Origin of the sequence: Xanthomonas bonasiae (assembly GCF_014836395.1) — a bacterium.
GTDB lineage: Bacteria > Pseudomonadota > Gammaproteobacteria > Xanthomonadales > Xanthomonadaceae > Xanthomonas_A > Xanthomonas_A bonasiae.
Window position 1 is genome coordinate 152,749 of sequence record NZ_JACSQX010000005.1, and the last position, 24,935, is coordinate 177,683.

The window sequence follows — 24,935 nt, forward strand, 5'->3', positions numbered from 1 at the left end:
GTCGCCGCAGCCGATCAATCTTTGGGAGAGGATGATTGAAATGAACCGCATGTCACACGTACGCCACCGCAGCACCTTGTCTGTGGGGATCGCCATCGCCTTGTGCGCGAGCGCCGCCTCCACCACCGCCTTCGCGCAGCAGGCCGACAGCACGCCAGCGCCCTCGGGCCAGGCCGAACTGCAGGCCAAGGACCTGGACGCGGTCACGGTGACCGGCTACCGCTACGCGATCGAGAAAAGCCTGGAGCAGAAGCGCAACGCCAACGCCGTGGTGGACGTGATCACCGCCGAGGACGTCGGCAAGTTCCCCGACAAGAACGTGGCCGATGCGTTGCAGCGCGTGCCCGGCGTGGTGATCAGCCGCGACGGCGGAGAGGGCAAGAACGTCAGCGTGCGCGGGCTGTCCTCGGAGCTGGTGCTGACCGAATTGAACGGCAACTACATCGCCACCGCCGAGTCCAACGGCGACCCGACGCGCTCGTTCAACTACACGCTGCTGCCGTCGAACCTGCTGGGCAGCGCGGAGTTGTACAAGACACCGGAAGCGCGCATCGACGAAGGCGGCATCGGCGGCACGGTGATCCTGCAGACGCGGCGGCCGCTGGAGCTGGAACCCCATTCCGGCTTCGTCTCGGTCGAGGGCACCTGGGCCGATACCAGCAAGAAGACCGACGGCCAGTTCTCCGGTTCGTACTCGTGGCACGACAAGGACAACCGCTTCGGCGTGTTCGTCGGCTACACGCAGCAGAAGCGCACGGCGCGCACCCTGGACGCCAGCACCGAGGACTGGCAGTGGTACGGCCGCGACGAAGTCGGCCCGGCCGTGGACGTGAACGGCAATCCGTCGGCGTTCAACTCCAACTGGTGGGGCGGCACCGGCTTCTGGGACCAGAACGGCAATTACCGCACCGGCTTCATGATGCCGACCGCGGTCAGCCTGGACGTCAAGCAGGAGGAGCGCGAGCGCAAGGGCGGCCAGCTGACCTTCCAGTTCAAGCCGACCGACGACCTGACCCTGACCGCGAACTACTTCCGCTTCGATCTCTCGCAGAACTCGCAGACCAACACCGTCAAGATTCCCGAGTGGAACATCGCGCGTTACTACGGCGACGGCAACTGGCGCGGCGGCCGCCTGCTCGACGGGCTGCACCTCGATCCCAGCGGCACCATCGTCACCGGCGCCGACTACAGCCTGCATCCGGGCAAGGCGTACTACTGCAGCGAGGCCCAGGCTGCCGCGGCCGGCCTGCCGCCAGGCGGCTGGGGCTCGGACGACTGCACCGTGCCGACGCCGCAGATCACCGGCAGCTACAACATCGAAAAATCGCTGTCGCAGACGGTGGACCTGGGCGGCGAATGGCGCGGCGAGAGCGTGGACGTGTCCTTCAAGGCCGGCCGCACCTGGGCCAAGGGCGGGCCGGAGCTGCAGTTCTCCCTGCCGATCAAGCCGCGCCTGCAGAACCCCGACGGCAGCTGGACCAACGGCAACTTCGCCAGCGCCTGGGACCTGACCGGCACCCCGACCATGACGTTCTCGCCGGAGTTGATGCAGAACCTGCGCGACGGCATCCTGCAGGTCGATCTGGGTTCGACCGGCTCGTCCTGGACCCGTAACACCAACCAGCAGAAGTACGCGCAGATCGACACCACCTGGCATCTCGACGGCGAGGTCTTCGATTCGCTGCAGTTCGGCCTCAAGCGTCGCGACGGCGGCATCCACCGCAACACCGGCAACAACTACTGGGTGTGTCCGGGCACCGACCCGGGCGACTACGACAACCGCTACTGGAACGGGCGCTGCAACGCCATCGCCACGCAGTTCTCGCCGGACCTGCTGTATGCGATGGACAACTTCCCCGGCGGGGTGAAGGCCAGTGCGTTTCCGGCGATCAACTTCCCGGGCTACATCGGCTACTTGAACAACACCTACGGCGCGATGCAGACCCGCAGCGAAGACAACTTCGTCTACAACGTCGACGAGAAGATCTATTCCACCTACCTGCAACTCAACTTCCACACCGAGCACCTGCGCGGCAACGTGGGCGTGCGGGTGGCGCGCACCGGCCAGCACGCCGATTCCACCGACAAGGTGACCGCCTACAACGACTACTTCTTCGACGGCGCCGACGGCAATCCGCTGGCCTGCCAGCAGGGCGCCGCCATGCCCACCGGCGCCCCGGCCGACACCTACTGCGGTACCGAAGGCTACTGGCGGTTGTCGGACAGCGAGCAACGCAACGAGTCGTTCGTCATCAGCGGCCTGGACCGCAATTACACCGACGTGCTGCCGAGCTTCAACCTGGCCTACGACCTGACCGAGAACCTGCTGTTGCGCGCGGCGGCGTCGAAGGTGATCGCGCGTCCCAGCTACACCGACATCGCCGCGCCCGGCAGCCTGGAGTACTACAGCCCCGAGTACGTGGCCGACCGGCGCCTGACCGGCGGCGCCAGCGAGCAGGGCTGGTACGGCTCGGGCAGCAACAAGAACCTGGAGCCGTACAAGGCCAACCAGTTCGACCTGGGGCTGGAGTGGTACTTCCAGCCGGGCTCGGTGGCGGGTGTGGGACTGTTCCGCAAGAACGTCGAGAACTTCGCCGTCGGCGTGATCAGCGACGTGAGCATGATGGTCGACGGGCAGATGGTCACCGTGCAGAACTACAGCACCCAGGCCGGCGGCCAGGATGCGGTCTCGCAAGGCGTGGAGCTGTACGCGCAGCACACGCTGGCATCCGGCCTCGGCGTGCAGTTCAACTACACCTACAACGATGCCAGCAAGGCGGCGGTGCGGCTGGAGGACGGGACCGAGGTCGGCAAGACCTCCATGCCCGGCAGCGCCAAGAACCAGACCAACCTCACCGTGTTCTACGAGACCGACCGCCTGCTGCTGCGCGCCTCGTACAACCGTCGCGGCGAACTGGTGCAGGGCCTGGTCAACGGGCTGAACATCTACGAGGAGCCGTACTACCAGATCGATCTGAACGCGGCCTACAACATCACGCCGGCGCTCAGCCTCTCCGCGTCGGTGCTGAACCTGACCAAGCAGGAGACGCGCCAGCACCTGGGCGATGACACCCGCGATCGTTTCTATACCAGCGGCTACGCCGGCCGGCTGGCGTATCTGGGGCTGACCTACAAGTTCTAGGCGCGCCCCCGGTATCCGGGCCCATGCGGCACTCCCGTTCGGCGGGAGGCCGCGCGGGCCGGACGCCGTTTTTCGTTGCAGGCCACGACCGTTCCCGTCGCGCGGGGCGGTCGCTCACCACAGGACCACACCGCATGACGCTTCCCCCGCTGCCCTCCCTGCTCCACACGCTCGCCCTGTCCTTGTTGCTGACTGCGCCGGCGCTGGCGGCCGCGCCACGGCCCAGCGCCGAGGTCAACACCTTCATCGGCAGCAAGGACGACGGCAACACCTTTCCCGGCGCGTCCGCACCGTTCGGGATGATCCAGGTCAGCCCGATCGGCGCGCACTACGCCGGCTGGCGCTACGACGATCCGCAGATCCGCGGCTTCGGCCATTCCTTCCTCTCCGGTGCCGGCTGTTGGGAACAGGGCGGGCAGGTCTCGGTGCTGCCGGTGACCGGGCGCATCGGCCCGGGCGGCGAGTTCGATACGGCCGATCCGAAGGCGTTCGACCACGCACGCTACGGTGCGCGCTACCAGCACGATGGCGAGCGTGGCCAGGCCGGCTACTACAAGGTGCGGTTGACCGATTACGGCGGCATCGAGGCCGAAGCCACCGCGCTGACCCGGGCGGCGGCCGAGCGCTACACCTTTGCGACCTCGGGCGAGGGCCATGTGCTGGTCAACATCGGCCAGGCCAACGCCCGCCATGTCGTCACCGGCAGCACCCTGAGCGTCATCGGCGACCGCGTGGTGGAAGGCAAGCTGGTGACCGACAGCTTCTGCGGCGGCCACCAGTACACGACCTGGTTCCGCCTGGAGTTCGATCGTCCGTTCAAGGCCTTCGGCACCTGGGGCGAGGCCGGCGGCGTGCCGGGGTCGCGCCATGTCATGGAAGGCGAGGGCAAGCCGAGCGGCGCCTGGCTGACCTTCGATCTGGGCAAGGACCGCGCGGTCACCGCCATCTCGGCGATCTCGCACGTCGATGCCGAGGGCGCGCGCAACAACCTGCGCAGCGACGGCATAGCCAATGGCCGCCTGCTCGGCTTCGATGCCATGCGCACCCGCGCACAGCGGACGTGGGACAAGGAGCTTGCCAGCGTGCGCGTGCACGGCGGCAGCGGCGACGACCGCGTGGTGTTCTACACGGCGCTGTATCACGCGCTGCTGCAGCCGCTGACCGGCAGCGATGCGGATGGCCGTTACCGCGGCTACGACGACCTCATCCACCGCGCCGACGGCTGGACCTACCACGAGTATTTCTCGCTGTGGGATACCTACCGCTCGCAGAACCAGTTGCTGGCCCTGCTGCGGCCGCAGCGCGCCGCCGACATCGCACGCTCGCTCCTGGCGATCGATGAGCAGGGGGGCTGGCTGCCGCGCTGGGGCTATGCCAACTTCGAGAGCAACGTCATGACCGGCGATCCGGTCACGCCGTTCCTGGTCGACCTGTGGCGCTTCGGCGCGCTGCAGGGGCGCGAGGCCGAGGCCTACGCCGCGCTGCGCCGCAACGCCTTCGAGATGCCGCCGTTGAACTCGCGACATGCCGGCCGGTCCGGCAATGCCAATTACCTGGCGCACGGCTTCGTGCAGTACGACCGCGCGTTCCCGTCCAAGGGCATGGATGTCGATCCGCACCACGGCGGCTCGGCGACGCTGGAGTACGCGCTGGCCGACTGCGCGCTGTCGACGATGGCCGGCGCGCTGGGTCACGCCGAGGACGCCGCGGTGCTGAACCGCCGCGGGCGCAACTGGCGCACGCTGTGGGACCCGACGGTGCGCGATGCGCAGACCGGTTTCAGTGGCTTCCCGCGGCCGCGCACCGAGGACGGTGCGTGGTACACGCCGTCGGATGGCCATTACGACCCGCGCTCGCAGCACGGCTTCCATGAAGGCACCGCCTGGCAGTACCAGTGGTTGGCGCAGCAGGACGTGCCGGGCCTGGTGCAGGCGATGCACGGACCGGAGCAGGCCGCGCGGCGCCTGGACGCGTTCTTCGCCTACGACGCGCTGCTGGCCGATCCGGCCGGCGCCGCGCGCAAGGAATGGGTGGTGGGCCCGTACAGCTACTACAGCCAGTTCCGCTACAACCCCAACAACGAACCCGATCTGCACGCGCCGTGGATGTACACGCTGATCGGCCAGCCATGGAAGACCAGCACCGTGCTGCATGCGGCGCAGACGCTGTTCACCAATGCGCCGAACGGCGTCACCGGCAACGACGACCTGGGCACGATGTCGGCGTGGTACCTGTTCAGCGCCATGGGCCTGTATCCGGCGGTGCCCGGCACCGGGCAGTTCCTGCTGCATGCGCCGCGCTTCTCGCGCATCGAGCTGGACATGGGGCCGGGCCGCACGCTGCGCATCGATGCGCCGCAGGCCGGCGACGGCGCGCTGCGCTATATCCGCGGCGTGACCCTGGACGGACGCACGCAGGCGCCGGTCTGGCTGGACTGGGCGCAGCTGCGCCAGGGCGGCCGCTTGCGCTTCGAGCTGAGCGAGGCGCCGCAGCCGCAGGGCTGGGGCACGCGCCCGCAGGACCTGCCGCTGTCGCCCTGTGCCGCCGACCCCGCTGCGGCGGGCATGACCTTGCGCTGAGTCCGCACACGACACCGGCAGCCACGCGCAGCCGATGGTTTACGCTGCGGGTCTCGTCAGAAGGGGATCGATCCGATGCGCCAGAAGCGTCCGCCCCGTGCCGCATCCATACGCGCGTCCAAGGCCGTCCTGCCCACGCCGGCACCGGCGCCGGACGCGGTGGATGGCGTGGGGAAGGCCGCGCCGGCCGCCGCGGCACGCGATCGCCAGCGCGTGGTGACCGTCACCGACATCGCCGATGCGGTCGGCGTCTCGCGCGCGACCGTGTCGCTGGTGCTGCGCGGCAGCCCGCTGGTCCATGCCGACACGCGCGCGCGGGTGGAAGCGGAGCTGAAGCGGCAGCGCTACGTCTACAACCGCGGCGCGGCCAATCTGCGCCGGCGCACCTCGACCAGCGTGGCGCTGGTCATCAACGACCTGGCCAATCCGTTCTTCGCCGAGTTCGCAGCCGGCGTGGACGAGGCGCTGGGCGAGAAAGGCTACGTGACCCTGCTGGGCAGCACCGGCGAGTCGCCCGCGCGGCAGCAGGCGGTGCTGGGCTCGCTGATGGAGCACACGCCGGCGGGCGTGATCCTGTCGCCGGCCGAGGGCAGCGACGCCGCCGAGCTGCACACGGTGCTGGACGCGCGCGCGAACGTGCTGCTGTTCAACCGCGAACTCGCCGGCGCCGACGATTGGGGCTTCCTCGGCCTGGACAACCAGCGCGGCGCGCAACTGGCGACCGAGCACCTGATCGCACTCGGCCACCATCGCATCGCCTTCTACGGTGGCCATGCCGCGTCCAGTTCGTGCCGCCAGCGCCGCGCCGGCCACGCGCAGGCGATGCGCAGCGCCGGGTTGCCGGTCGACCCGGCCTGGCTGATCGAGTCGGCGCCCAACCGCCTGGAAGCGGCTGCGCGCCACGGCGAGCTGTTCGCCGTCGCGGCGCCACCGACGGCGGCGGTCTGCTACAACGACACGGTCGCGCTGGGCCTGATGCTGGGCCTGCTGGCGCGCGGCATCCGGCCCGGTCAGGACTTCGCCGTCACCGGCTTCGACGACATTCCCGAAGCCGCGGTGAGCACGCCGGCGCTGACCACGCTCGCCGCGCAGCCGCGCGCGCGCGGCCGGCAAGCGGCGCAGCTGGTGCTCGCGCAACTGCACGACCGCGCCGCGCCGCGCAGGACGATCGCGCCGGTGAGCTTGTCGGTGCGCGAAAGCAGCGGAGCGCCGATCGTTGCCGCGCTCGCGTAGCGCTGCGATCACGGGTGCGGCCGAAGCGGCGAGTCCGGACGACACGACCGAGCACGCCGTCCCATCGCGACACCCTCTAGACAGAGACGGGCAGATAGTGGATCGCACCACCACCGCGGAGCGTTCCGCGGTTTCGTGGTGAGCGGGCGATTCGCCCCATTCCTCCCTTCGTCGAGAGCCGTCTCATGCATCTGCAGACTGCAGCGCGCCGTTCCGTGGTGGCCAACGCCCTCTACGGCCTGCTCAACCCCATCCCGTTCGGCTGCTTCGTCGCAGCGCTGATCTTCGACATCGTCTATGCCCGCAGCGGCGTGATCCTGTGGACCAAGGCGGCGGCCTGGCTGATCGCGATCGGCCTGGTCATCGCCATCGTGCCGCGCCTGATCAATCTGACCCAGGTCTGGATCACCGCGCGGCGTTCCTCGCTGCCGGGGGAACGGCTCGACTTCTGGTTGAACCTGCTCGCCATCGTCGCCGCCATCTTCAATTCCTTCGTGCACAGCCGCGATGCGTATGCGGTGGTCCCCGCGGGCGTCTGGCTCTCGATCGCCACGGTCGCGCTGCTGGCGATCGGGCATGTGCTCATCGCCATCCGCACGACGCCACGCGAGGGTTACGCCCATGGCTAAGCGCCTCTGCACGTCCGCCTTCGCCCTGAGCTGCGCAATGGCCCTGGCCGCCTGCAGCGGCAAGGCCACGCTCGAACCGACCCAGCAGGCGGGCAACGCGCCGCCGTTGCCGGAAGCCCGCAACTTCCTGCTGCCGCCGATGCGGGTTCCCGAGGGTGTGGGCTGGAAGGAGGGGCAGGCGCCCACGGTGGCGGCTGGCCTGAAGATCGAGAAGATCGCCGGCGGCCTGAAGCATCCGCGCCAGCTGTACGTGCTGCCCAACGGCGACGTGCTGGTGGTGGAGGCCAACTCGCCGGGCATGGAGCCGGTCACCACGCCCAAGCAGCTGATCGCCGGCCTGATCCAGGGCCGTTCCGGCAAGAGCGCCAAGGGCGGCAACCGCATCACCCTGCTGCGCAGGACAGCGGACGGCAAGTGGGAGCAGCATGCGTTCCTGAAGGGGCTGCACTCGCCGTTCGGCGTGCAGCTGATCGGCGATGCGCTGTACGTCGCCAACACCGACAGCATCATGAAGTTCCCCTACGTCGCCGGCCAGACCGAGATCACCGCGGCCGGCACGCTGTTCGCCGATCTCCCCGGCACGATCGAGCACCACTGGACCAAGGCGCTGCTGGCCAGCCCCGACGGCCGCAAGCTGTACGTCGGCGTGGGCTCCAACAGCAACATCGGCGAGAACGGGCTGGACGTGGAGTACCGCCGTGCGGCCGTACTGGAAGTGGATGTCGCCTCGGCCAGCAGCCGCATCTTCGCCTCCGGCATCCGCAATCCGACCGGACTGCAGTGGGAGCCGCACACCGGCGCGCTGTGGGCGATCGCCAACGAGCGCGACGAGATCGGCGCCGATCTGGTGCCCGACTACCTGACCTCGGTGCAGGACGGCGGATTCTACGGCTGGCCGTACAGCTATTACGGGCAGAACGTGGATGTGCGGGTCAAGGATCAACGGCCGGACCTGGTGGCCAAGGCGATCAAGCCGGACTACGCCCTGGGCTCGCATGTGGCCGCGCTGGGCCTGTGGTTTTCCCGCGGCGAGACGCTGCCCGCGAAGTACCGCGAGGGCGCGTTCGTGGCCGAGCACGGCAGCTGGAACCGCTCGCCGCTCAGCGGCTACCAGGTGGTCTACGTGCCGTTCCAGCAGGGTCGGCCGGCCGGTCCGCCGCAGACCGTGGTCAGCGGCTTCCACTCGCAGGACCAGTCGCAGCTGTTCGGCGCCCCGGTCGGCCTGGCGCAGGATAAGGACGGCGCGCTGCTGATTGCCGATGACGTCGGCAACAGCGTCTGGCGGGTGAGCTTCTGACCGAGCGCAGACTCGCTCCGCCCACCTGCAGGCGGGCGGAGCGAGTCTGCGCTCGATGCGGCGCCTGGCGCGGGCCACGCCGGCCGCCGCCGATCTGAGGCGGCAGGAACGCAACCGTCGGGCGTGCGTACGCGCGCCTGTGCGCCACGCCGATCCCCGCTTTTGCGCCTGGCCCGCGCGTCTGTGACGTGCCTTCAGTCAAGGCGTATTCCGTCCAGCGCTATGAAATGCAGAAGGAGTGGCGTCCTGCGCATCCGTTGCCGTCGCCCTCGTGCCGGGGATGAGCGCGGCAGGCACGCGTGAGGCGTGTATTGTTCGCGATATACGAATCGTATATGATTCATGTATCCCGGACACAGGAGCCCCCATGGGCATCGTCAACATCGACGACGAACTGCACGACCAACTGCGCCGCGCCTGTACGGTGACCAGCCGCTCGATCAATGCGCAGGCCACCTTCTGGATCAGGATCGGCATGCTGTGCGAGATGCATCCGGAGCTGTCGTTCCAGGACCTGGTGGCGCGCGAGTTGCGTGCGGCCGGGGTGCAACCGCAGGCGTTGAAATCGGGCCGAGCGTGATCAAGCGGCCGGACGAACTCGCGCTGATGGCCGAGTCCGGCCGACTGCTGGCGCAGGTGTTCCATGCGCTGGACCAGCTGCCGCTGGAAGGCCGCAGCACGCTGGAACTCAACGACGTCGTCGAACGGATGATCGTGGAAGAACTGCACGCGCGGCCGGCCAGCAAGGGCCAGTACGGATTCCCGTTCGTGCTCAACGCTTCGATCGACGACGTGGTCTGCCACGGCGTGCCCTCGGCCGACGACGTGTTGCGCAGCGGCCAGATCGTCAATCTGGACATCACGCTCGAAAAGAACGGCTACATCGCCGATTCCAGCACCACCTACCTGGTCGGCGAGGTCGCCTATCCGGCGCGGCGGCTGGTGCAGGCGACCTACCAGGCGATGTGGAAGGGCATCGCCGCGGTGCGCCCCGGCGCGCGCCTGGGCGACATCGGCCACGCCATCGCCCGCCATGCGCGCGAGCACGGCTACAGCGTGGTGAAGGAATACTGCGGGCACGGCATCGGCCGCGAGATGCACGAAGATCCGCAGATCCTGCACTACGGCCACGCCGGCACCGGGTTGGAGCTGCAGGAAGGCATGGTGTTCACCATCGAACCGATGCTCAACCAGGGCCGCGCGGCGATCCGCGCGCTGCCGGAGCAATGGCCGGTGCATACGCGCGACGGCAAGCTGTCGGCGCAGTTCGAGCACACGGTGGCGGTGACGCGCAGCGGCGTGCGGGTGCTGACGTTGCGGCCCGGCGAGAAGCCGCTTTGCCGGGTCGATTGACGGGGAACGGCAGGAACTGAGCGCTAGGCCGCAGGATCGTCGAAGCCGAAGACCTGCCCGGGCTCGGCGGCGACGAAGCTGGCAGCGGCAACGCCTGCCCGGCGTAGCGCGTCCGACAGCGCTTCGCGCGGCTCCTCGCGGCGTTCGTCGGTCAGTTGGAAGGTGTCCAGTGGAGACCCAGGGCATGCCGGGCAGCCGTATCCTGGAAGACGCACGGCTTCGCCGTGGTCGATGTGCCTGGGCGATGAACGGCGACAGAGCTTACCGGGAGATCGGGCGCCAGCGTGGGCCATCAGCTGGATGGCTCTCCGTCCTTTGGGAGCAGTTCTCCAGCCATCTCTATTGCCTGTTCGCGTGAAGCGGCAAGAAGTAGAGGGTAGCCCCAGAACTTGGCAAAAACGACCGCAAATGCCTTGAAACCAAGACGTTTCGCCGAGTTGGGTTCGACCAGGATCATTGCCAGCACCAGCCTTCGCAATTCGAGCTTGTGCTTCTTCATCCACAGCGCGGTGCGTTTCTTTTCCTCCGGCGAGTGCTCATGGTCTTCAGCCGGTGCGGTATCGGTCAAGAGCACGAAGGGCTCCCCGCGCTGCAGATTTTCCTCGAATTCCTCGAAGTCCTTCTGGTGGTCATGTCCGGGTTCTTGGGCAAGATTCATCCAGACCAAAGGGAAGTCAGAACTGTTCATCGACATGGCCGTTTCCTTTGCTTTTGAGGCGACGCCAGGTGGCCGCAATGGCGAACACGCCCGGCAACGTAATGAAGAACACTGCCGAAAAGGCAATGTGCCAACCGTCGCGCAACCCGTCGGAGATGCCTCCGAGGGTATTCAGGACGACAAGCAGGCTGCCGAGGGCCAGCGCACCCCACTGATCCTTGCGGGTTCCGATCAGCGCTAGAAGTACCGTGACGATCCAACAACCGTAGAACGCGGAAAACATCCACAGCACGCCGGGCTCAAACGTGATCGCCGGCGTCGCTCCGTGCGCTCTCACAAAGTCGTTTACGTAGAAGAACAACTGGAAGGTGACAAAAAGCACGGCACCAGCGGCTGTCGTCAACCAGAACAAGGCGACCTTGTCTGGGTGGTTCGTGGCCGGGTCTTGTGCGGGGCGCGAGGGGGGCTGAAGAGGCATGGGAGTTTTCTCGATATCAATGGCGATATGTCTGAGGATTTCCAACGGCTGAAGCGTTCGCCTGAGCGCAGATCAATACCGGTAGTTCAGCGTCACCATCACGTTGCGTGGTGCGCCATAACCCACGGTGTCGAAATCGCCTTTCTGTAGCGCGTACTTCTTGTCGAAAACGTTGTTGACGTTGACGGCCACGTTGGTCTGCTTGGTGATGGAGTAGCGCCCCATCAGTGATGCCAGGGCATAAGACCCCTGTTCCCCGCCCAGCGAACTGGTGCCGGTATTGGGCGCCTGGTAGAAGCGGCTTTGCCATTTGACGCCTGCGCCCAGCGTCAACTTGCTCCACTCTCCGGGCAACTGGTAGCTGGTGAAAAGCTGGGCCGTGGTGCGCGGCAATTGCGAATTCAAGCGCACGCCATCGCCATCTTGCGCCGTGAAATGGGCGATCCCTGCGTAGATGTTCCAGCCACGCGCCAACTCGCCCTGCAGGTCCAGCTCGATCCCGCGCGACTTCGTCCCATCCGCGCCTCGATAGGCTTGGCCACCGGCTGGCGTATAGGTTCCTGCGACCATCTGCGCCGCGTTGTCCAGCTCGGTCTCGAACAAGGCTACCGACGCATTCAGACGCCCGTCCATGTAAGCGCCTTTGAGGCCGATTTCCTTGGTCTTTCCCTTCGCCGGCGTGAGCACGTTGCCCCTGCTGTCGCGATAGTCGGTCTGCGGATTGAAGATGCCCGTGTAGCTCACGTAGGCCGAATAGGTCTTGTCGATGTCGTAGACCACGCCGGCATACGGGGTGAATTCACTGCGCTTCTTGTAGTGCAACGACGAGCCACCGACGACGTCGTCGATTTCGTAGTTGCTGAAGCGGCCGCCGACAATGAGTTTCAGAGGCTCGGCCAGCGAGAACCGGGCGGCGCCATAGACACCGCTCTGCTTGATTCGGGTGCGGGTCGGTATCCAAGCCATGGCATCGAAGTCGGGGCGCGGATAGGCTGGACTCAGCGCATAGACATTGACCGGCGCAAAGCCGGGATAGAACGGAGCGACATCCTCCTGGCCGGCCGTGCGGCGCGAACGCGTCGCCCCCACCACCAGGTCATGCTGGCGGCCAAACAGTTCGACGGGGCCGCTCGCCATCACGTCGAAGGTGTTTTGACGGCTGCGTCCTTCGGACGCCAGTGCTACCGGATACGCCCCGTAGGGATAGGTGCCCAGTCCCGTGGCGCGATCGGGGCGGCCGATCAGGCCGAGGAGTTCGGCATCGTAGTCGGTGCGGTACTTGTTGGCGACGGCCCGGAGTTTCCACCCGTTGTCGAAGCGGTGTTCGATCTCGGCAAACGCCGTCTTGAGGGTGTTGTCCCAATGGCTCCAGTCCTGCGCGTAGTTCCTGGAACGTGAGTACTCCGCCTGCGTGCCGTCGCTGAACCACAGCGGCAACCCTCCCCAGGTGGAGCCCTTCGGCGTGATGTCCTGGTAGTCATAGCCCAGGCTCACCGTCGTGTCTGCTGTCAGATCTGCCTCGATGATGCCGTAGAACGATTTCCTCTTCGGCTTGTAGCCGTCGATGTACGCGTGTCCGTCCTGGTACGTCCCCACCATGCGCGCGCGGATGCGGCCGTCCTCGGTCAACGGCACCGAGATGTCGCCCATGCCCCGGTAGGTGTCCCAACTCCCGCCACCAAGCGAGGCGGCTGCCGAGAAGTCGCGGCTCGGTCGTTTGCGCACCAGGTTGATGGCGGCCGAGGGATTGCCGGTGCCGGTCAGCAAGCCGGAGCCGCCGCGCACGACCTCGACACGATCATAGAACGCGGTATCGAGGGAACCGATGCCGCTCCCGTTGACGATGTCGCCGACGACGGTGGGAATGCCGTCGTACTGAACGTTGTTGATCAGGAAACCACGCGAATAGAAACTCGTTCGTTCGCTGTCGGACTGGTACGACGCGACGCCCGTGGCGTTCTCCAGCACGCCCTGCACCGAATTCAACTGCTGATCGTCCATGCGCTGGCGCGTGATCACCGTCAGCGCCTGTGGCGTTTCCTGCAGGGACAGCGGCAGGTGCGTCGCCGCCGCAGTTTCGCCCGTGGTGTAGGAGCCGGTACCTTCGGTGGTCGCCGTATCCCTGCGGCCCGTTACGGTAATGGCCGGGAAGGCTGTCTCCTCTTGAGAGGTCCCCTCTGGCTTGGTTTGGATCTGCGCTGGCTCGGCGGCGAATGCGCCCTGCGCGCCAATGAAAACTGCGACCGCAACCGCCGAGCCAAGCACGGTGCGGGGCGCGCTCCTGATGGCGGCCTTGTACCGCCCACCCAGAGGAGGATGAGCGGCGCACGCTGTGCGCCTATCGATTGGCCAACGGGACTTCCCAACAGGCGTGAGGGCGGGCATCAACAATACTCATTCGCATTTGGATGCCGTATTTAACAATGCGGACACAGGGGAGTCATGGCGAAACCAGGCCAGATTGTTATTCAGTTAGGCCAAGCGCGATGACGCTCTACAAGATGGCCGCAATGAAAAATAGTTTGGCCTGGTTTCGCAATATGACGTCCAACCGGCGCGGGTACGCTGCGCTCGATCGTGGTTTGCCACGCCTCAGCCCAGCCGGCTTGGCCGGCCGAACAAGCGCTTTGTTCTTATCCAGGAATCCCCTATGTCCCCCCTTCGTCTTTGTATGGTGACGATGCAGTCGGCCAAGCGCGCCTCTTACCCCGGTAGTCGTTGAGAGCACATGAGTACCGCCGCCGTCTCCCGTGCCAAACCCACTGCCACAAGCGGCGTCGGCCTCGTCGTGGTCCCGATGCCTGGCGCATCGCCCGCAGCAGTGGCGCTGGACACCACGCCATGCCGCTATTGCCGGTTCCGACGATCCGCGCCTTGGGCTGGCTGTGGCCGGCCTCCATCGGTCGCAAGAACCTGCCGTCAGGCAAACGCATGATGAAGCGCACCGCAGCAGCCGATCCCGCGACCGCATCGCCGACGTCGTCTCAGGAACAACGGTTGGCGACGAGCCGGCTGCGACCGACGATCGCTCGTACCAGCGTCCTGAACGTGCTGGAGCAGGCGACACCGAGCTGTCTCGATGCCAGCCAGATGTATCGCATCCTCAGCACGCAATCCGACAGCCTCGCGCCGGGATCGGTCTACCGGGCGCTGAACGATCTATGGACCGCTGGGTTGTTGGTTCGCACCGAAGGCGCACGTGGGCGCGCGTTCTATGCCATCAGGCCGGAAGCGCTGAACGACCAGCACGACACGCTGCGCTGCCAGTGCGGCGCGCGGCTGGTTTTCATCGAAGACCTGGCGTTGCATGAACACCTGCGGTCTCTGGCATCCGGGCAGGGCTTCGCTCTCGACGAGGAGTCGGTCTTCACCATCACCACGACGTGTGCGCAATGTCGGCCACTGCGCAAGGAAGGACGGCAGGCGATGGAGGGCGGTCGGTGGTCCCGGGCCAGGACGGCCTGATCCAGTCAGGGCGAGGTTTCATCGGGGAGCATGATGCCGGGCACGGAAGCAAGCTCGGCGCCGCTCATGCGATCGGAGAGGTAGCGTGCCGGAGGCTTGCCCACGGCCTTGCGGAACATGGTGACGAACCCGCTGGCGTTTTCGTACCCCAGCTCCAATGCCACCGTTTGCACGCTTTCACCCTTGGTCAAACGTTGCAGCGCAAGGATCACATGCAGCTGCCGGCGCCAGCGTCCGAAGCTCATTCCGATTTCGTGCAGCAGAAGACGGCTCATGCTTCGCTCGCTCATGCCGATGCGAACAGCCCAATCGGCCTTCGAGGTTTTGTCGGTGGGATCGGCCAGCATCATTTCCGCGAGGCGGCGCAATCGCGTGTCGCGCGGCATGGGCAGATGCAGGTCTTCCACCGGTGCTGCCACCAATTCGTCGAGTAATGCGGCAATCAACCGCTCTTCCCGTCCCCCAAGCGCGTATAGCTCCGGAAAACCGGCCACCTTCAGCAGCAACTCGCGCAGCAATGGCGATACCGAGATCGTGCAACAGGTCTTCGGAAGATCCGGTGCGGCGTCTGGCTCGACGAACAGGCAATAGCATTCCGTTTCGCCCGCCCCCCGCGCCGCGTGCGGCAAATCTCCCGGTATCCAGATGGCGCACTGCGGCGGCACGATCCAGACGCCGTCTTCGATTTCGCAATTGAGGATGCCGCGTACGGAGTAGATCAGCTGCGCCTTGCGGTGCTGATGCCTCGCATTTTCCCAGTCCTTTGTTACCCATGTGGCGCTCAAGGCCACAACGGGCCGCGAGACGCTGTCGACGTCCCTGGGCACAGTTAGATCGGTGATTGCGATGCTCGACATGTTGTCTCGCAGAGCCTCGGATGGAAAAGGAGGCTTTGGCCTAATCGGAAAATATAATCGCTAGCTTGCTCAATTAAGTCTAGCTGCTCCGCAGACAAGGTGCGATCAGCCATGCTGACCATTCCTTGCGTTCGGGGCCTGGCTCCTCCTGACTGGGGTGACGCACACGGCGTTCGGGTACTGAAGTTGCGGCCTGGGAAGAAGCCGCTTCGCCAGATCGATTGACGAGGAAACGGCAGGTGCGCAGCGCTACGCCGCAGGATCGTCGAAGTCGAAAACCTGCCCGGGCTCGGCGGCGACGAAGCTGGCAGCGGCAACGCCTTCCAGGCGTAGCGCGTCCGACAGCGCTTCGCGCGGCTCCTCGCGGCCTTCGTCGGTGAGTTGGAAGGCGCCCCAGTGAATGCCCAAGGCATGGCGGGCGCCGGTGTCCTGGAAAATGCGCACGGCTTCGGCGGGGTCGATGTGCTGGGGCGCCATGAACCAGCGCGGCGCGTAGGCGCCGATGGGGATCAAGGCCACATCGGGTGCGCCGTGCCTGGCGCGGATCTCGCGAAAGATGGCGCCATCGCCGTAGCCGGTATCGCCGGCGAACCAGACGGAACCGCGCGCGGTCTGGATGAAGAAGCCGCACCACAGCGCCATCCTGCGGTCGCGCACGCCGCGGCTCGACCAGTGGTTGGCGCGGGTGAGGGTCATTGCCGCGGTGTCGCCGATCGGCAGCCGATCGTGCCAGTCGCCGGTTGCGATCCGTGCATCGGGAACGCTGTTGCGCAGCAGGAGGTCGTTGCCCAGCGGCATCACGAACAGCGGGCGATGCGCGCGATGCAGCTTGCGCAAGGTCGCGATGTCGAAGTGATCGTAGTGGTTGTGGCTCAGCAGGACCGCATCGATCGGCGGCAGGTCAGAGAACTTCACACCCAGTGCCGTGACCCGCTTGGGGCCGGCGATCTGCGAAGGGCTTGCGCGCTGCGACCAGACCGGGTCGGTGAGCAGGTTGATGCCGGCCATCTGGATCAGCAGCGTGGCATGGCCGACCATGGTGACGCGGATGCGATCGCTCCGCTGCGCAGGAACGGTGGGCGTCACCGCTACCTGCGCGGGCCAGCGCACCGCGCCCATGGCGGCTTTCCAGCGCAGCACGTTTGCCAACGAGTTGTCGATGGTCGGCTGGCCTGGATTGAAGAAGCGCACCCCGTCGAAGTGGTCGCTGACGGGGCCGCTGTAGTAGGGGTTTTTCATCGGAAAGGTGATCGGTGCGAAGGGGGGGATGGCGCAGGCAGAGCGGCGAGGAAGGGGGCGGGAAGCCCTACTTCGGCTTATCCGACACCGGCTCTCGGCTCGATTCCGTGCAACAGCAACCGCCCATGCTGTTCGGCCAGCGCGCCGAGATCCGGCGCGTGCGCGCTGTCGCTGCCGAAGACCTGGTGGAACAGCATCGCCATCATCATCGGCCCCATGATCGACAGCACGTAGAGCTTGGGGTCGCCGGCGGGGGCCGCACCGCGCGCCTGGGCTTTTTCGATGATGCCGGCGACGGTGGACATCACCCGGTCGATGGCTTCGGCGTGCCAGATGCGGGCCAGTTCCGGAAACGCGCGGCTCTCGCCGATCACCATGCGCACGATCGCGGGCAGGCGTTGGTCGCCCATGCGCTCGGCGGCGCGCGTCAGCAGCAGGGTGGTGAGTTCGGCGAGCCCGCCTTCGAAGGTGGCGGCGGCGGCCTCGATCGGGGCGAGGTTGGTCAGCAGCCCATGGCGCACGACCGCGGCGAACAGGTCCTGCTTGTTGTCGAAGTACAGGTACAGCGTGCCTTTCGCCACGCCCGCGCGTTTGGCCACGTCCGCCAGCTTGGTCTCGGCAAAGCCGTTCTCGGCGAAGGCGTCGAGCGCGGCGCTCAGGATCTCCGCAGGGCGCTCGTCCTTGCGGCGTTTCCATTTGGGTGTCGTCGGTTGCGTCATGCGGTCTCGATGCTAGTGCAGGCTGTATCCGTGGGACACACGATACGCATCCAGCGCCGTGAGTGATGCATCGGCCGCGGCGAAGGCGACATAGCCGTCGGGGCGCAGCAGATAGGCCGCGTCCTGCGCGAAGCCGGCAGCGTGATGTTCGGGCTGCCATGCGAAGACGCGCAGGACGATGTTGCGGGCGTCGCACCAAGCATCCAGCTCGGGCGGCGCGCTGCCGTAAACGTGCAACTGCCAGCCGATCTGCGGCAAGGGCGCGTAGTTGTCGGCGTCGGCGGTCTGCACCCACGGCAGGCGATCGCCGCCTTCGACGGCGCCGGCCCTGCCGGCGCTCAACGGGCTGTCCCGATAGTGCAGCATCGTCTGCGACACGGTGCGGAACATCAGCTCGCTGACGTTGCGCAGCCGGTAGGCCAGGCTGGCCAGGGTCGGGGCGATGTAGGTCCTGACGAAACCGGCGACGCTGCCTTCGGCGGTGACCAGGGTGAAGGCGCGGTCGGTGGTATTGACCAGGCTGCGCGCGAACGCCTGCCGTTCGGCGGCGTAGCTGTCGAGCACGGCGTCGGACGCGCGGCCCTCGAGCACGTCGGCGAGTTTCCAGGACAGGTTGATGGCATCGAGGATGCCGGTGTTCATGCCCTGGCCGCCGACCGGGCTGTGGACGTGCGCGGCATCGCCGAGCAGGAACACACGGCCGTGGCGGAAGCTGTCGGCGACGCGATGGTGCACGCGATAGGTCGAGAACCAGTTGACCTGGTCGATGCGCACGCCGAGATTGCGGATGGCGTCCTGGCTGACGTCGCCGAAGGTCAGGCTCTCCGCCCGGTCGGCGCGCTCGTCGCGCACGGTGCCGATCAGCCGGTAGTGCCCGGTCTTGCTGTAGGCCAGCACGAGGATGAAATCGCCGTCGCCGAGTGCGATATGCGCTTCGTCCATCGACTGCAGGCCGCCGAGTTCCACGTCGGCGACATAGAACACCTGCCTGTAGGTGCCGCCTTCGAAACCGATGCCGAGTTGATGACGCACCGGCGAGCGTGCGCCGTCGCAGGCCGCCAGATAGCGCACCTCCGCGGCCTGCTCGCTGCCGTCGGGCAGGCGCAGGCGCGCGGCGACGCGATCGCCGTGGTCATCGAAGGAGAGCAGTTCGGTGTTGCGCTCGACGGCGACGCCCAGCGACTGGAGTTGGGCGATCAGCAGGCGCTCGTGCTGGTCCTGCGGGTACACCAGCACGAAGGGGTAGGGCGAGATGCCCGCCGCGGAATCCTGCAGCGCGATCCGCGCGCGGCGCTTGCCGCGCGCCCACAGGTTCATCGCCGGGGTGCGATGGCCGGCGGCGACGACCGCGTCCGCAATGCCCACCTGGCGGTACAGCTCGAGGGTGCGCGCCTGCACTGCCATGGCACGCGAGGTCTCGCCCGGGCCGGCGCTCTTGTCGATGAGGCGCACGCCCACCCCCTGCCGGGTCAGCCACAACGCCAGAGTGAGTCCGGTAGGACCGGCGCCCACGATCAGTACTTCGGCCATGGCATGCTTCCTCGATATAAATGACCAGAGGGTCATTTATTGCAGGCCCAGGTCTGGGAGTCAAGCAACGGCCGCTGGGCGGACGCATGACGTCTTCCCAAAGCGACGCAAATCGGAGCCTGCTTGTGCCGATGCGGCGATGACGGCGTTCCATGTCCGCAGAAAATGCGGCGATCGTGCGTACGGCCATGGCCTCGCCTGTTCGGCGGCTTCTGATCACCGGCAAGTGGCGGCGCTGGCCGAATGCGACAGCGACACCGCATTGCGCGGCATCGCGGAACGGGCGCAGCGTGGCGTGCTGCGCAGATCCCTGGCGGGGGACGCAGCACCAGCTACGAGATGGTGGCGGGAGACGAGCGTCGTTCGCGGCGGCGGACCGGATCGCGGGCCACAGGCGGGCTCAGCCGCGCCGTGCGGCTTCGATCGCGGCGATGTCGATCTTGATCATGCCCATCATCGCCTCGAACGCGCGCCTGGCCACCGCCGGATCGGGATCGGTGACCGCGGCGGTCAGTACACGCGGGGTGATCTGCCACGACACGCCCCACTTGTCCTTGCACCAGCCGCAGGCGTTTTCCTGGCCGCCGTTGCCGACGATGGCGTTCCACAGGCGGTCGGTCTCGGCCTGGTCGTCGGTCGCCACCTGGAACGAGAACGCCTGGCTATGCGGGAACGCAGGGCCGGCATTGAGGCCGAGGCAGGGGATGCCGAGCACGCTGAACTCGACCGTCAGCACGTCGCCCTGCTTGCCTGCGGGGTAGTCGCCGGGCGCGTGGTGCACCGCCTTTACCGCACTGTCGGGAAAGGTCTCGGCGTAGAACGTTGCGGCCTCCAGCGCGGTGCCGTCGAACCAGAGGCAAATGGTGTTCTTGCTGATCATCTGGACTCTCCTGAATGGACAGGGATACCGCATCGAATGGCGTGGCCGCTGCGCGATAAGGGACAGCCGTGGCGCGCATGTGCTGCGACGCGAAACGCTGCGGGCACGTGCCGCTGGATGCTACGGCACGATTAGGCGACGGATGGCGCCGGAAGGCATGTCGCACGGCAGCATGGCGCATGCGGGCCGGCGCGGGCACCGTCGAGGCGGGCACGGGCTAGCAAGCCCTTCACCTGCGGTGTGGTGTTTTAGAGGCCGCACAACCACACGGAGCTTTGCATGGACACCACGCTGATGCCATGGGTCGCCGGACTGTTCATCCTGTTCGTCGGATCGGCCTTCTATCTCGTCACCCGGGCCAAGAAGAATCGCGACCGCCCGGCCAAGGACGCAGCCGCGACGAAGTCCGGCGACGATGCGTCGCTGAAGAAGTAGCGTTGCATGGGCGGCGTGCGCATGGCACGCTGCCGCGAGCGTCCTGTCGCGACGCGGCACTCCGAATGCCGCTGTTCCTGCGGTTTTCCCGCCTGCAATCGGATGTGAGAACGCCACGCTGATCGCGCGCGCCGCGCGCGTGGGGGAATCCATCCTGGCTCGGCGTCGCGTTGACCATCGCACAAGGCGATGTCGGGTGCGCACGCTGTCCCGAACGAACGCCGTCAGCGCATGCCGTAAGCCATGCTGCCCGCACGAGCACAGCCGTGTGCGGCAGCCTCCGTTGCTGTCCGCCAGGCGACCCTGGCCGTCCTCGCCGTCACGAGAAAATGTCCGCCACGTAGCGGCCGTGCTCGCGTTCGATACGGTCGGCCCAGGCGTTGGCGTCCTCGGCGCTGACGCCCATGCTGTCTTGGTAGATGCGCACGAAGGTGTCGCGCACCGCCGGCGCCATGTGCTCGCCGTCGCCGCACACGAACACGGTGGCGCCTTGCTGGAACAGCGCCGATACGCGCTCGCGGTCCTGCCACATGCGGTGCTGGACATAGGCCACGCCGTCCTGCGGCGCCTGCGAGAAGGCCAGGCGGACATCGACCACGCCCATGTCCTGCCAGCGTTGCAATTCGTCCTTGTACAGGCAGTCGACGTCGGGATGGTCGATGCCGAAGAACAGCAGGGCGTCGCCGACCTCGCGCCCGCCCGCCTTCTGGATCGCGCGCTCCTGCAGGAAGCCATGGAACGGGGCGATGCCGCTGCCGGCGCAGACCAGGATGATCGGCGTGGCCGGATCTTCCGGCGGGTGGAAGCTCGCCTGCGAAGGCCGCACCGCGACCGACACCAGCGCGCCCGCTTCGAGACCTGCCAGATAGGTGGAGGCCACGCCGCGGCGTCGCCCGATCCCCGACAGCGCCGGCGTGTCGAGCACGGCCACGGTCAGCGAACACTGCGCCGGGTCGCGCAGCGGCGAGGAGGAAATGGAATATTGCCGCGCGCGCATGGCCGGAAGCGCGCCGAGAAACGCGCCCAGCGCCAGTTCGCAGGCGGGGAAGCGCTCCAGCAGATCGAGCAGGCTGGTCTTCCTGGCGAGCACCTCGTCGGTATAGGCCGGCTCGGCGGCCAGCGTTTCCAGTGCGGCGCGATCGGGCGGGCAGCGCGTGGCGGCGGCCAGTTGCGCGACCTGCGCGCGCGTGGCCGGTTGCGCCAGTTCCACGTAGTCGGCGAGCACCTGCGCCAGCGCGACCGGATAGCCGCTGGGCAGGCCGGATGCGGCACCAGGCCGCTGGCCGATGATGACCTGGGTATCGCTGGCCAGGCCGAAGCGCCGCAGCACGCGCTCGACCTGCGCGGCGGGGTTGCGCGGCAGCACCGCGAGGTAGTCGCCGGTGCGGTAGCGCATGCCCTCGGGCAGGGCGATCTCGATGTGGCGCTTGGAGCGCGCGAACGGCGCGGACATGTCGACCAGTTCGCGATTGTCGACGATGCGCCCGTGGTCCAGTTCGGTCAGCCGCAGCGCGCCGAGCCGTGCGGCCGGCACGATCTGCACCTCCAGCGCCTGCGCGGTGTGCTCCTGCGTCGCCTTGCCCAGCGCCTGGCCGAGGTCCGGCCACAGCCCGGCGTACCAGGCGTCGAAGCCGCCGAAGAAATCGCCGCCGGCATCGGTTTCGCCGCGGGGTCTGACGCGTGCGGCACCGGCCGCCTCCAGCGCGGCATCGACCCGTTTCGGAATCGCCTGGTAGGTGCGCGCCCATTGCCGGTTGCCGGATCCGAACACGGCGTAGCGCACGCCGGCCAGATCGCCGGGGGCCAGCGCTTCCACCCACGCGAGGAAGCGGCGCGCATTGTCCGGTGGCTGGCCTTCGTAGGACGAGGCGACCACCACCACCGCGCGGTCGCGCGGCAGGCGGCCGACATGGTCGTCCAGCGGCGCGACCACCGGCGCATAGCCCTGCGCGGCGGCGTCGCCGCCGATGCGCTGCGCGAACGCCTCGCACGAGCCGGAATTGCCGCCGTACAGCACCAGCAGCGGCGTCCCCGCTGCCGTGCTGGCGGGGGCCGGCGTGGTGGCCGGCGCCAGGACTTTCTGCGGTGCGGACGGCACCGCGCTGCGGCGGCGCAGGGCGAGGTCGTCGCGCCGGCGCGCGCGGATGCGGAAGCCGTCCGGCTTCAGCGTCAGGGTTTCCGCGACGTCGAGCTGGTAGTTCGGATCGACCTGGTCCAGGTCGAAACGTTGCAGGATCATGCTCAGCACCAGCTGCGCCTCCTGCATCGCGAAGCCGCGCCCGATGCAGGCGCGCGCGCCGTTGCCGAACGGCTTCCAGGCATTGGGCGGGAGCCGTTCGGCCGCGTCGGGCGCGAAGCGCTCCGGCCGGAAGGCCTCCGGATCCTCCCACACCTTCGGATCCCGGTGCAGGGTGGGAATCAGCACGAGCAGGGTGTCCTGCGGCGTCACCGCATAGCGGCCGGCCAGCGTGGTCGCCTCGCGCGCCGCGACCGCGAACGCCGGGGCGGTCGGCCACAGCCGCAGGGTTTCCTGCAGGATCTGCTCGATGTAGCGCAGTCTGGCCAGGTCCTCGACCTGCGGCGGCTGCGTGCCCAGCGCGGCGTCCACCGCCTGGCGCGCGCGCGCCATCGCCGCCGGGTGGCGCAGCAGCAGATACAGCGCGAACGACAGCAGGCCGCTGGTGGTCTCGTGGCCGGCGATCAGGAAGGTCACCATCTGGTAGCGGATGTTCTCGTCCGACAGCGCCTCGCCGGTCGCCTGGTCGCGTCCGTACAGCATCAGGTTGAGCAGGTCGTCGCGCGCGGCCGCGTTCGGGTCGGCCCGGCGCTCGGCGATCAAGGTGTCGGCGACGCCGCGGATCATCGCCAGGTCGGCCTCGTAGCGGCGCCGGCCGGGCGCGAGCAGGCGGTTGGCGATGTCGGGCCGGCGCGCGCGCGATCCGGCCTCGGCCAACGCGCCCACCATCGCCGCGACGAAGGGGTGCATCTCGTTCTGGTAGAAGCTGTTGAAGCGGTAGTCGAAGGCGCACAACGCGATCGTGTCGAGCGTCAGCCGGGTCATGTTGTCGGCCACGTCGATCACCGCGTCCGGGCCGAACCGCTCCCAGCGCTGCAGCATCTGTTCGGCGATGTCCTCCATGCGCCCGAACATCGCGCGCACGCCGATCGGGCCGAACGCGGGCATCAGCAGCCGGTGCGCCTTGGCCCAGTTGGGTTCGTCGTTGTAGGCGGTGAACAGGCCGTCGCCGCCGAGGTCGCGCAACGTCTGCAGCGGACGGTGCAACTTCTTCTCGAAGCGGGTTTCGTCGCAGACCTCGTCCACCAGGTCCTGTCCGCTCAGCACGGTCAGCGACAGCGGTCCGCTGTTCAGGCGAAAGATTGGGCCGTGCACCTTGGCCAGCCGCATCAGGCTCTGCACCGGCGCATCGCCATCGAGATGGTGGAAATTGCCGAGCAGCGGCAGCGAACGCGGTTGCGGGATGGTCTGCGTCATGGGGTGCCTTCCTGGGGAGCGTGCAGTGGCGCGACCGGCGCGCGACCGGTGTCGCGATGCGGGGGATGCAGCAGGGTGGCGAGGACGGTGTCGACCAGCCGCGCCCGCGCCTCGCCGGCCGCGATCTCCGGGGCCAGCCGCGCCAGCAGCTGCGGGAACTCCGGCGGCTGGCTCAGCATGCTGTTGAGCAGGACGAAGAACAGCGCCGGATGCGTCGCCTTCACGATGCCGGCTTCGATGCCGGCAAGGATCAGCGCATGGCCGGCCTCGTAGGAGGGACGCAGCAGGCGTTCGGCGACGACGGTGGCGCGCTCTGGGCGTTCCGACACCACGCGCGCGACGAAGTCGCGGACCGCGGGATTGGCCTCGTAGAAGGCGGCCATGATCAGGATGGCGTCCGTCAGCCGCTCGTGCAGCGGGCGCTGGTCGTGGCGGGTCAGCGTTGCCATGGCGTCGAGGCGCGGGACGACGTCCTGCGCGAGCTGGTTCACGCAGGCGTTCCACAGCTCGGCCTTGCTGCCGAAATGCACGCGCACCAGGCTCGGGCTCACCCCTGCGGCGGCGGCGATGGTGCGGATATCGGCCCGCTCGAAGCCGTACCGGGCGAAGCTGGCGGTGGCCGCCGCCAGCAGTGCCTGGCGGCCGTCGGCCTGATCCTTGCCCGGGCGGCCGCGGGGGCGCGGGGATGGCTTTGTCGCCATGGTCGGCGTTCCTGCGTAAATGTTCAGTTGTACATTTAATGGCAGTCGGCGGCCTTTGCAACTTGGCCGTTCAGCAGGCAGAGCGTTTGCGCGGCTGCTGGCGCAGGCGCGGCATCGCCGCGTTCCTGCCCGAGAAGCGGACGGTGCGCCGTGGCGCGAACTGCGGCGAAATGCGTGTCCATCCGTGCCGCAGGCGCGGCCCGATCGGCATGCAGCCTGGTGGGCGCGCGGCCGTGCAAGCGCTGCA

At 67.5% G+C, this 24,935-nt stretch carries 19 protein-coding genes; 9 read left to right on the forward strand and 10 right to left on the reverse strand.

Annotated elements, in window-relative coordinates:
• Nucleotides 1–31 precede the first annotated feature (31 nt).
• The 7 genes from H9658_RS09555 to map all read left to right on the forward strand — a co-directional run bounded on the left by H9658_RS09555 (nucleotide 32) and on the right by map (nucleotide 10,233).
• Nucleotides 32–3,142, forward strand: coding sequence for a TonB-dependent receptor (locus H9658_RS09555; RefSeq protein ID WP_191825169.1), 3,111 nt, complete (start codon nucleotides 32–34; stop codon nucleotides 3,140–3,142).
• Between the two features lie 134 nt (nucleotides 3,143–3,276).
• On the forward strand, nucleotides 3,277–5,721 hold the full coding sequence (locus H9658_RS09560; RefSeq protein WP_191825170.1) for a GH92 family glycosyl hydrolase: 2,445 nt from the start codon (nucleotides 3,277–3,279) through the stop codon (nucleotides 5,719–5,721).
• Between the two features lie 75 nt (nucleotides 5,722–5,796).
• Nucleotides 5,797–6,954, forward strand: a complete 1,158-nt coding sequence (locus tag H9658_RS09565) for a LacI family DNA-binding transcriptional regulator (protein ID WP_225209863.1) — start codon at nucleotides 5,797–5,799, stop codon at nucleotides 6,952–6,954.
• A gap of 185 nt (nucleotides 6,955–7,139) precedes the next feature.
• On the forward strand, nucleotides 7,140–7,583 hold the full coding sequence (locus tag H9658_RS09570) for a DUF2231 domain-containing protein (protein ID WP_191825171.1): 444 nt from the start codon (nucleotides 7,140–7,142) through the stop codon (nucleotides 7,581–7,583).
• A complete protein-coding gene (locus H9658_RS09575) occupies nucleotides 7,576–8,880 on the forward strand; it encodes a PQQ-dependent sugar dehydrogenase (RefSeq protein WP_225209864.1) in 1,305 nt (434 codons plus the stop codon). Before H9658_RS09570 ends, H9658_RS09575 begins: the two co-directional genes overlap by 8 nt.
• Nucleotides 8,881–9,247: 367 nt before the next feature.
• Nucleotides 9,248–9,460: a ParD-like family protein gene (locus H9658_RS09580; RefSeq protein WP_179567582.1), complete on the forward strand. Its 213-nt coding sequence runs from the start codon at nucleotides 9,248–9,250 to the stop codon at nucleotides 9,458–9,460.
• On the forward strand, nucleotides 9,457–10,233 hold the full coding sequence (gene map / locus H9658_RS09585) for a type I methionyl aminopeptidase (protein ID WP_191825172.1): 777 nt from the start codon (nucleotides 9,457–9,459) through the stop codon (nucleotides 10,231–10,233). The genes H9658_RS09580 and map overlap by 4 nt, the downstream gene beginning before the upstream one ends.
• A 292-nt stretch (nucleotides 10,234–10,525) precedes the next feature.
• Here the strand turns inward: map and H9658_RS09590 are convergent, their stop codons facing one another.
• From H9658_RS09590 to H9658_RS09600, 3 genes are read right to left on the reverse strand one after another with little or no spacing between them, the layout of a single operon-like run.
• A complete protein-coding gene (locus H9658_RS09590; RefSeq protein WP_191825173.1) occupies nucleotides 10,526–10,927 on the reverse strand; it encodes a hypothetical protein in 402 nt (133 codons plus the stop codon).
• Complete coding sequence (locus H9658_RS09595) at nucleotides 10,908–11,414, reverse strand: hypothetical protein (protein WP_225209865.1); 507 nt, start codon at nucleotides 11,412–11,414, stop codon at nucleotides 10,908–10,910. Before H9658_RS09595 ends, H9658_RS09590 begins: the two co-directional genes overlap by 20 nt.
• A 27-nt stretch (nucleotides 11,415–11,441) precedes the next feature.
• Nucleotides 11,442–13,634, reverse strand: coding sequence for a TonB-dependent siderophore receptor (locus H9658_RS09600; RefSeq protein WP_318241277.1), 2,193 nt, complete (start codon nucleotides 13,632–13,634; stop codon nucleotides 11,442–11,444).
• Between the two features lie 576 nt (nucleotides 13,635–14,210).
• Between H9658_RS09600 and H9658_RS09605 the strand changes: the two genes are divergently transcribed.
• Nucleotides 14,211–14,834: a Fur family transcriptional regulator gene (locus H9658_RS09605; RefSeq protein WP_191825175.1), complete on the forward strand. Its 624-nt coding sequence runs from the start codon at nucleotides 14,211–14,213 to the stop codon at nucleotides 14,832–14,834.
• Between the two features lie 5 nt (nucleotides 14,835–14,839).
• Here the strand turns inward: H9658_RS09605 and H9658_RS09610 are convergent, their stop codons facing one another.
• From H9658_RS09610 to H9658_RS09630, 5 genes are all read right to left on the reverse strand, one after another.
• Nucleotides 14,840–15,691, reverse strand: coding sequence for an AraC family transcriptional regulator (locus tag H9658_RS09610; RefSeq protein WP_191825176.1), 852 nt, complete (start codon nucleotides 15,689–15,691; stop codon nucleotides 14,840–14,842).
• Between the two features lie 249 nt (nucleotides 15,692–15,940).
• Entirely contained in the window at nucleotides 15,941–16,882 is a 942-nt protein-coding gene (locus H9658_RS09615) for an MBL fold metallo-hydrolase (protein WP_318241279.1), read from the reverse strand.
• Between the two features lie 125 nt (nucleotides 16,883–17,007).
• Nucleotides 17,008–17,649, reverse strand: coding sequence for a TetR/AcrR family transcriptional regulator (locus tag H9658_RS09620; protein WP_191825178.1), 642 nt, complete (start codon nucleotides 17,647–17,649; stop codon nucleotides 17,008–17,010).
• Between the two features lie 12 nt (nucleotides 17,650–17,661).
• Nucleotides 17,662–19,179 carry an FAD-dependent monooxygenase gene (locus tag H9658_RS09625; protein WP_191825179.1) on the reverse strand — a complete coding sequence of 506 codons (1,518 nt, stop codon included), beginning with the start codon at nucleotides 19,177–19,179 and terminating at the stop codon, nucleotides 17,662–17,664.
• 400 nt (nucleotides 19,180–19,579) lie between these two features.
• Nucleotides 19,580–20,059, reverse strand: a complete 480-nt coding sequence (locus tag H9658_RS09630) for a VOC family protein (protein ID WP_179567564.1) — start codon at nucleotides 20,057–20,059, stop codon at nucleotides 19,580–19,582.
• Nucleotides 20,060–20,338: 279 nt separating this feature from the next.
• On the opposite strand from H9658_RS09630, the gene H9658_RS09635 reads away from it, so the two are divergent.
• Nucleotides 20,339–20,494 (forward strand): hypothetical protein, encoded by a 156-nt coding sequence (locus tag H9658_RS09635; RefSeq protein ID WP_179567562.1) that lies wholly within the window; start codon nucleotides 20,339–20,341, stop codon nucleotides 20,492–20,494.
• Nucleotides 20,495–20,813: 319 nt separating this feature from the next.
• On the opposite strand, the gene H9658_RS09640 is transcribed toward H9658_RS09635, so the two are convergent.
• Nucleotides 20,814–23,987 (reverse strand): bifunctional cytochrome P450/NADPH--P450 reductase, encoded by a 3,174-nt coding sequence (locus H9658_RS09640; RefSeq protein ID WP_191825180.1) that lies wholly within the window; start codon nucleotides 23,985–23,987, stop codon nucleotides 20,814–20,816.
• A complete protein-coding gene (locus H9658_RS09645) occupies nucleotides 23,984–24,688 on the reverse strand; it encodes a TetR/AcrR family transcriptional regulator (RefSeq protein WP_191825181.1) in 705 nt (234 codons plus the stop codon). Before H9658_RS09645 ends, H9658_RS09640 begins: the two co-directional genes overlap by 4 nt.
• Between the last annotated feature and the right edge of the window lie 247 nt (nucleotides 24,689–24,935).

What these genes read in the sequence shown, in the direction of transcription:
- H9658_RS09635 (WP_179567562.1), top strand. Translation starts at nt 20,339, where the DNA reads ATGGACACCACGCTGATGCCATGGGTCGCCGGACTGTTCATCCTGTTC.
- H9658_RS09575 (WP_225209864.1), top strand. Translation starts at nt 7,576, where the DNA reads ATGGCTAAGCGCCTCTGCACGTCCGCCTTCGCCCTGAGCTGCGCAATG.
- H9658_RS09555 (WP_191825169.1), top strand. Translation starts at nt 32, where the DNA reads ATGATTGAAATGAACCGCATGTCACACGTACGCCACCGCAGCACCTTG.
- H9658_RS09605 (WP_191825175.1), top strand. Translation starts at nt 14,211, where the DNA reads ATGCCGCTATTGCCGGTTCCGACGATCCGCGCCTTGGGCTGGCTGTGG.
- H9658_RS09640 (WP_191825180.1), bottom strand. Translation starts at nt 23,987, where the DNA reads ATGACGCAGACCATCCCGCAACCGCGTTCGCTGCCGCTGCTCGGCAAT.
- H9658_RS09590 (WP_191825173.1), bottom strand. Translation starts at nt 10,927, where the DNA reads ATGTCGATGAACAGTTCTGACTTCCCTTTGGTCTGGATGAATCTTGCC.
- H9658_RS09570 (WP_191825171.1), top strand. Translation starts at nt 7,140, where the DNA reads ATGCATCTGCAGACTGCAGCGCGCCGTTCCGTGGTGGCCAACGCCCTC.
- H9658_RS09630 (WP_179567564.1), bottom strand. Translation starts at nt 20,059, where the DNA reads ATGATCAGCAAGAACACCATTTGCCTCTGGTTCGACGGCACCGCGCTG.
- H9658_RS09625 (WP_191825179.1), bottom strand. Translation starts at nt 19,179, where the DNA reads ATGGCCGAAGTACTGATCGTGGGCGCCGGTCCTACCGGACTCACTCTG.
- H9658_RS09560 (WP_191825170.1), top strand. Translation starts at nt 3,277, where the DNA reads ATGACGCTTCCCCCGCTGCCCTCCCTGCTCCACACGCTCGCCCTGTCC.
- H9658_RS09620 (WP_191825178.1), bottom strand. Translation starts at nt 17,649, where the DNA reads ATGACGCAACCGACGACACCCAAATGGAAACGCCGCAAGGACGAGCGC.
- H9658_RS09645 (WP_191825181.1), bottom strand. Translation starts at nt 24,688, where the DNA reads ATGGCGACAAAGCCATCCCCGCGCCCCCGCGGCCGCCCGGGCAAGGAT.
- H9658_RS09580 (WP_179567582.1), top strand. Translation starts at nt 9,248, where the DNA reads ATGGGCATCGTCAACATCGACGACGAACTGCACGACCAACTGCGCCGC.
- H9658_RS09565 (WP_225209863.1), top strand. Translation starts at nt 5,797, where the DNA reads ATGCGCCAGAAGCGTCCGCCCCGTGCCGCATCCATACGCGCGTCCAAG.
- H9658_RS09610 (WP_191825176.1), bottom strand. Translation starts at nt 15,691, where the DNA reads ATGTCGAGCATCGCAATCACCGATCTAACTGTGCCCAGGGACGTCGAC.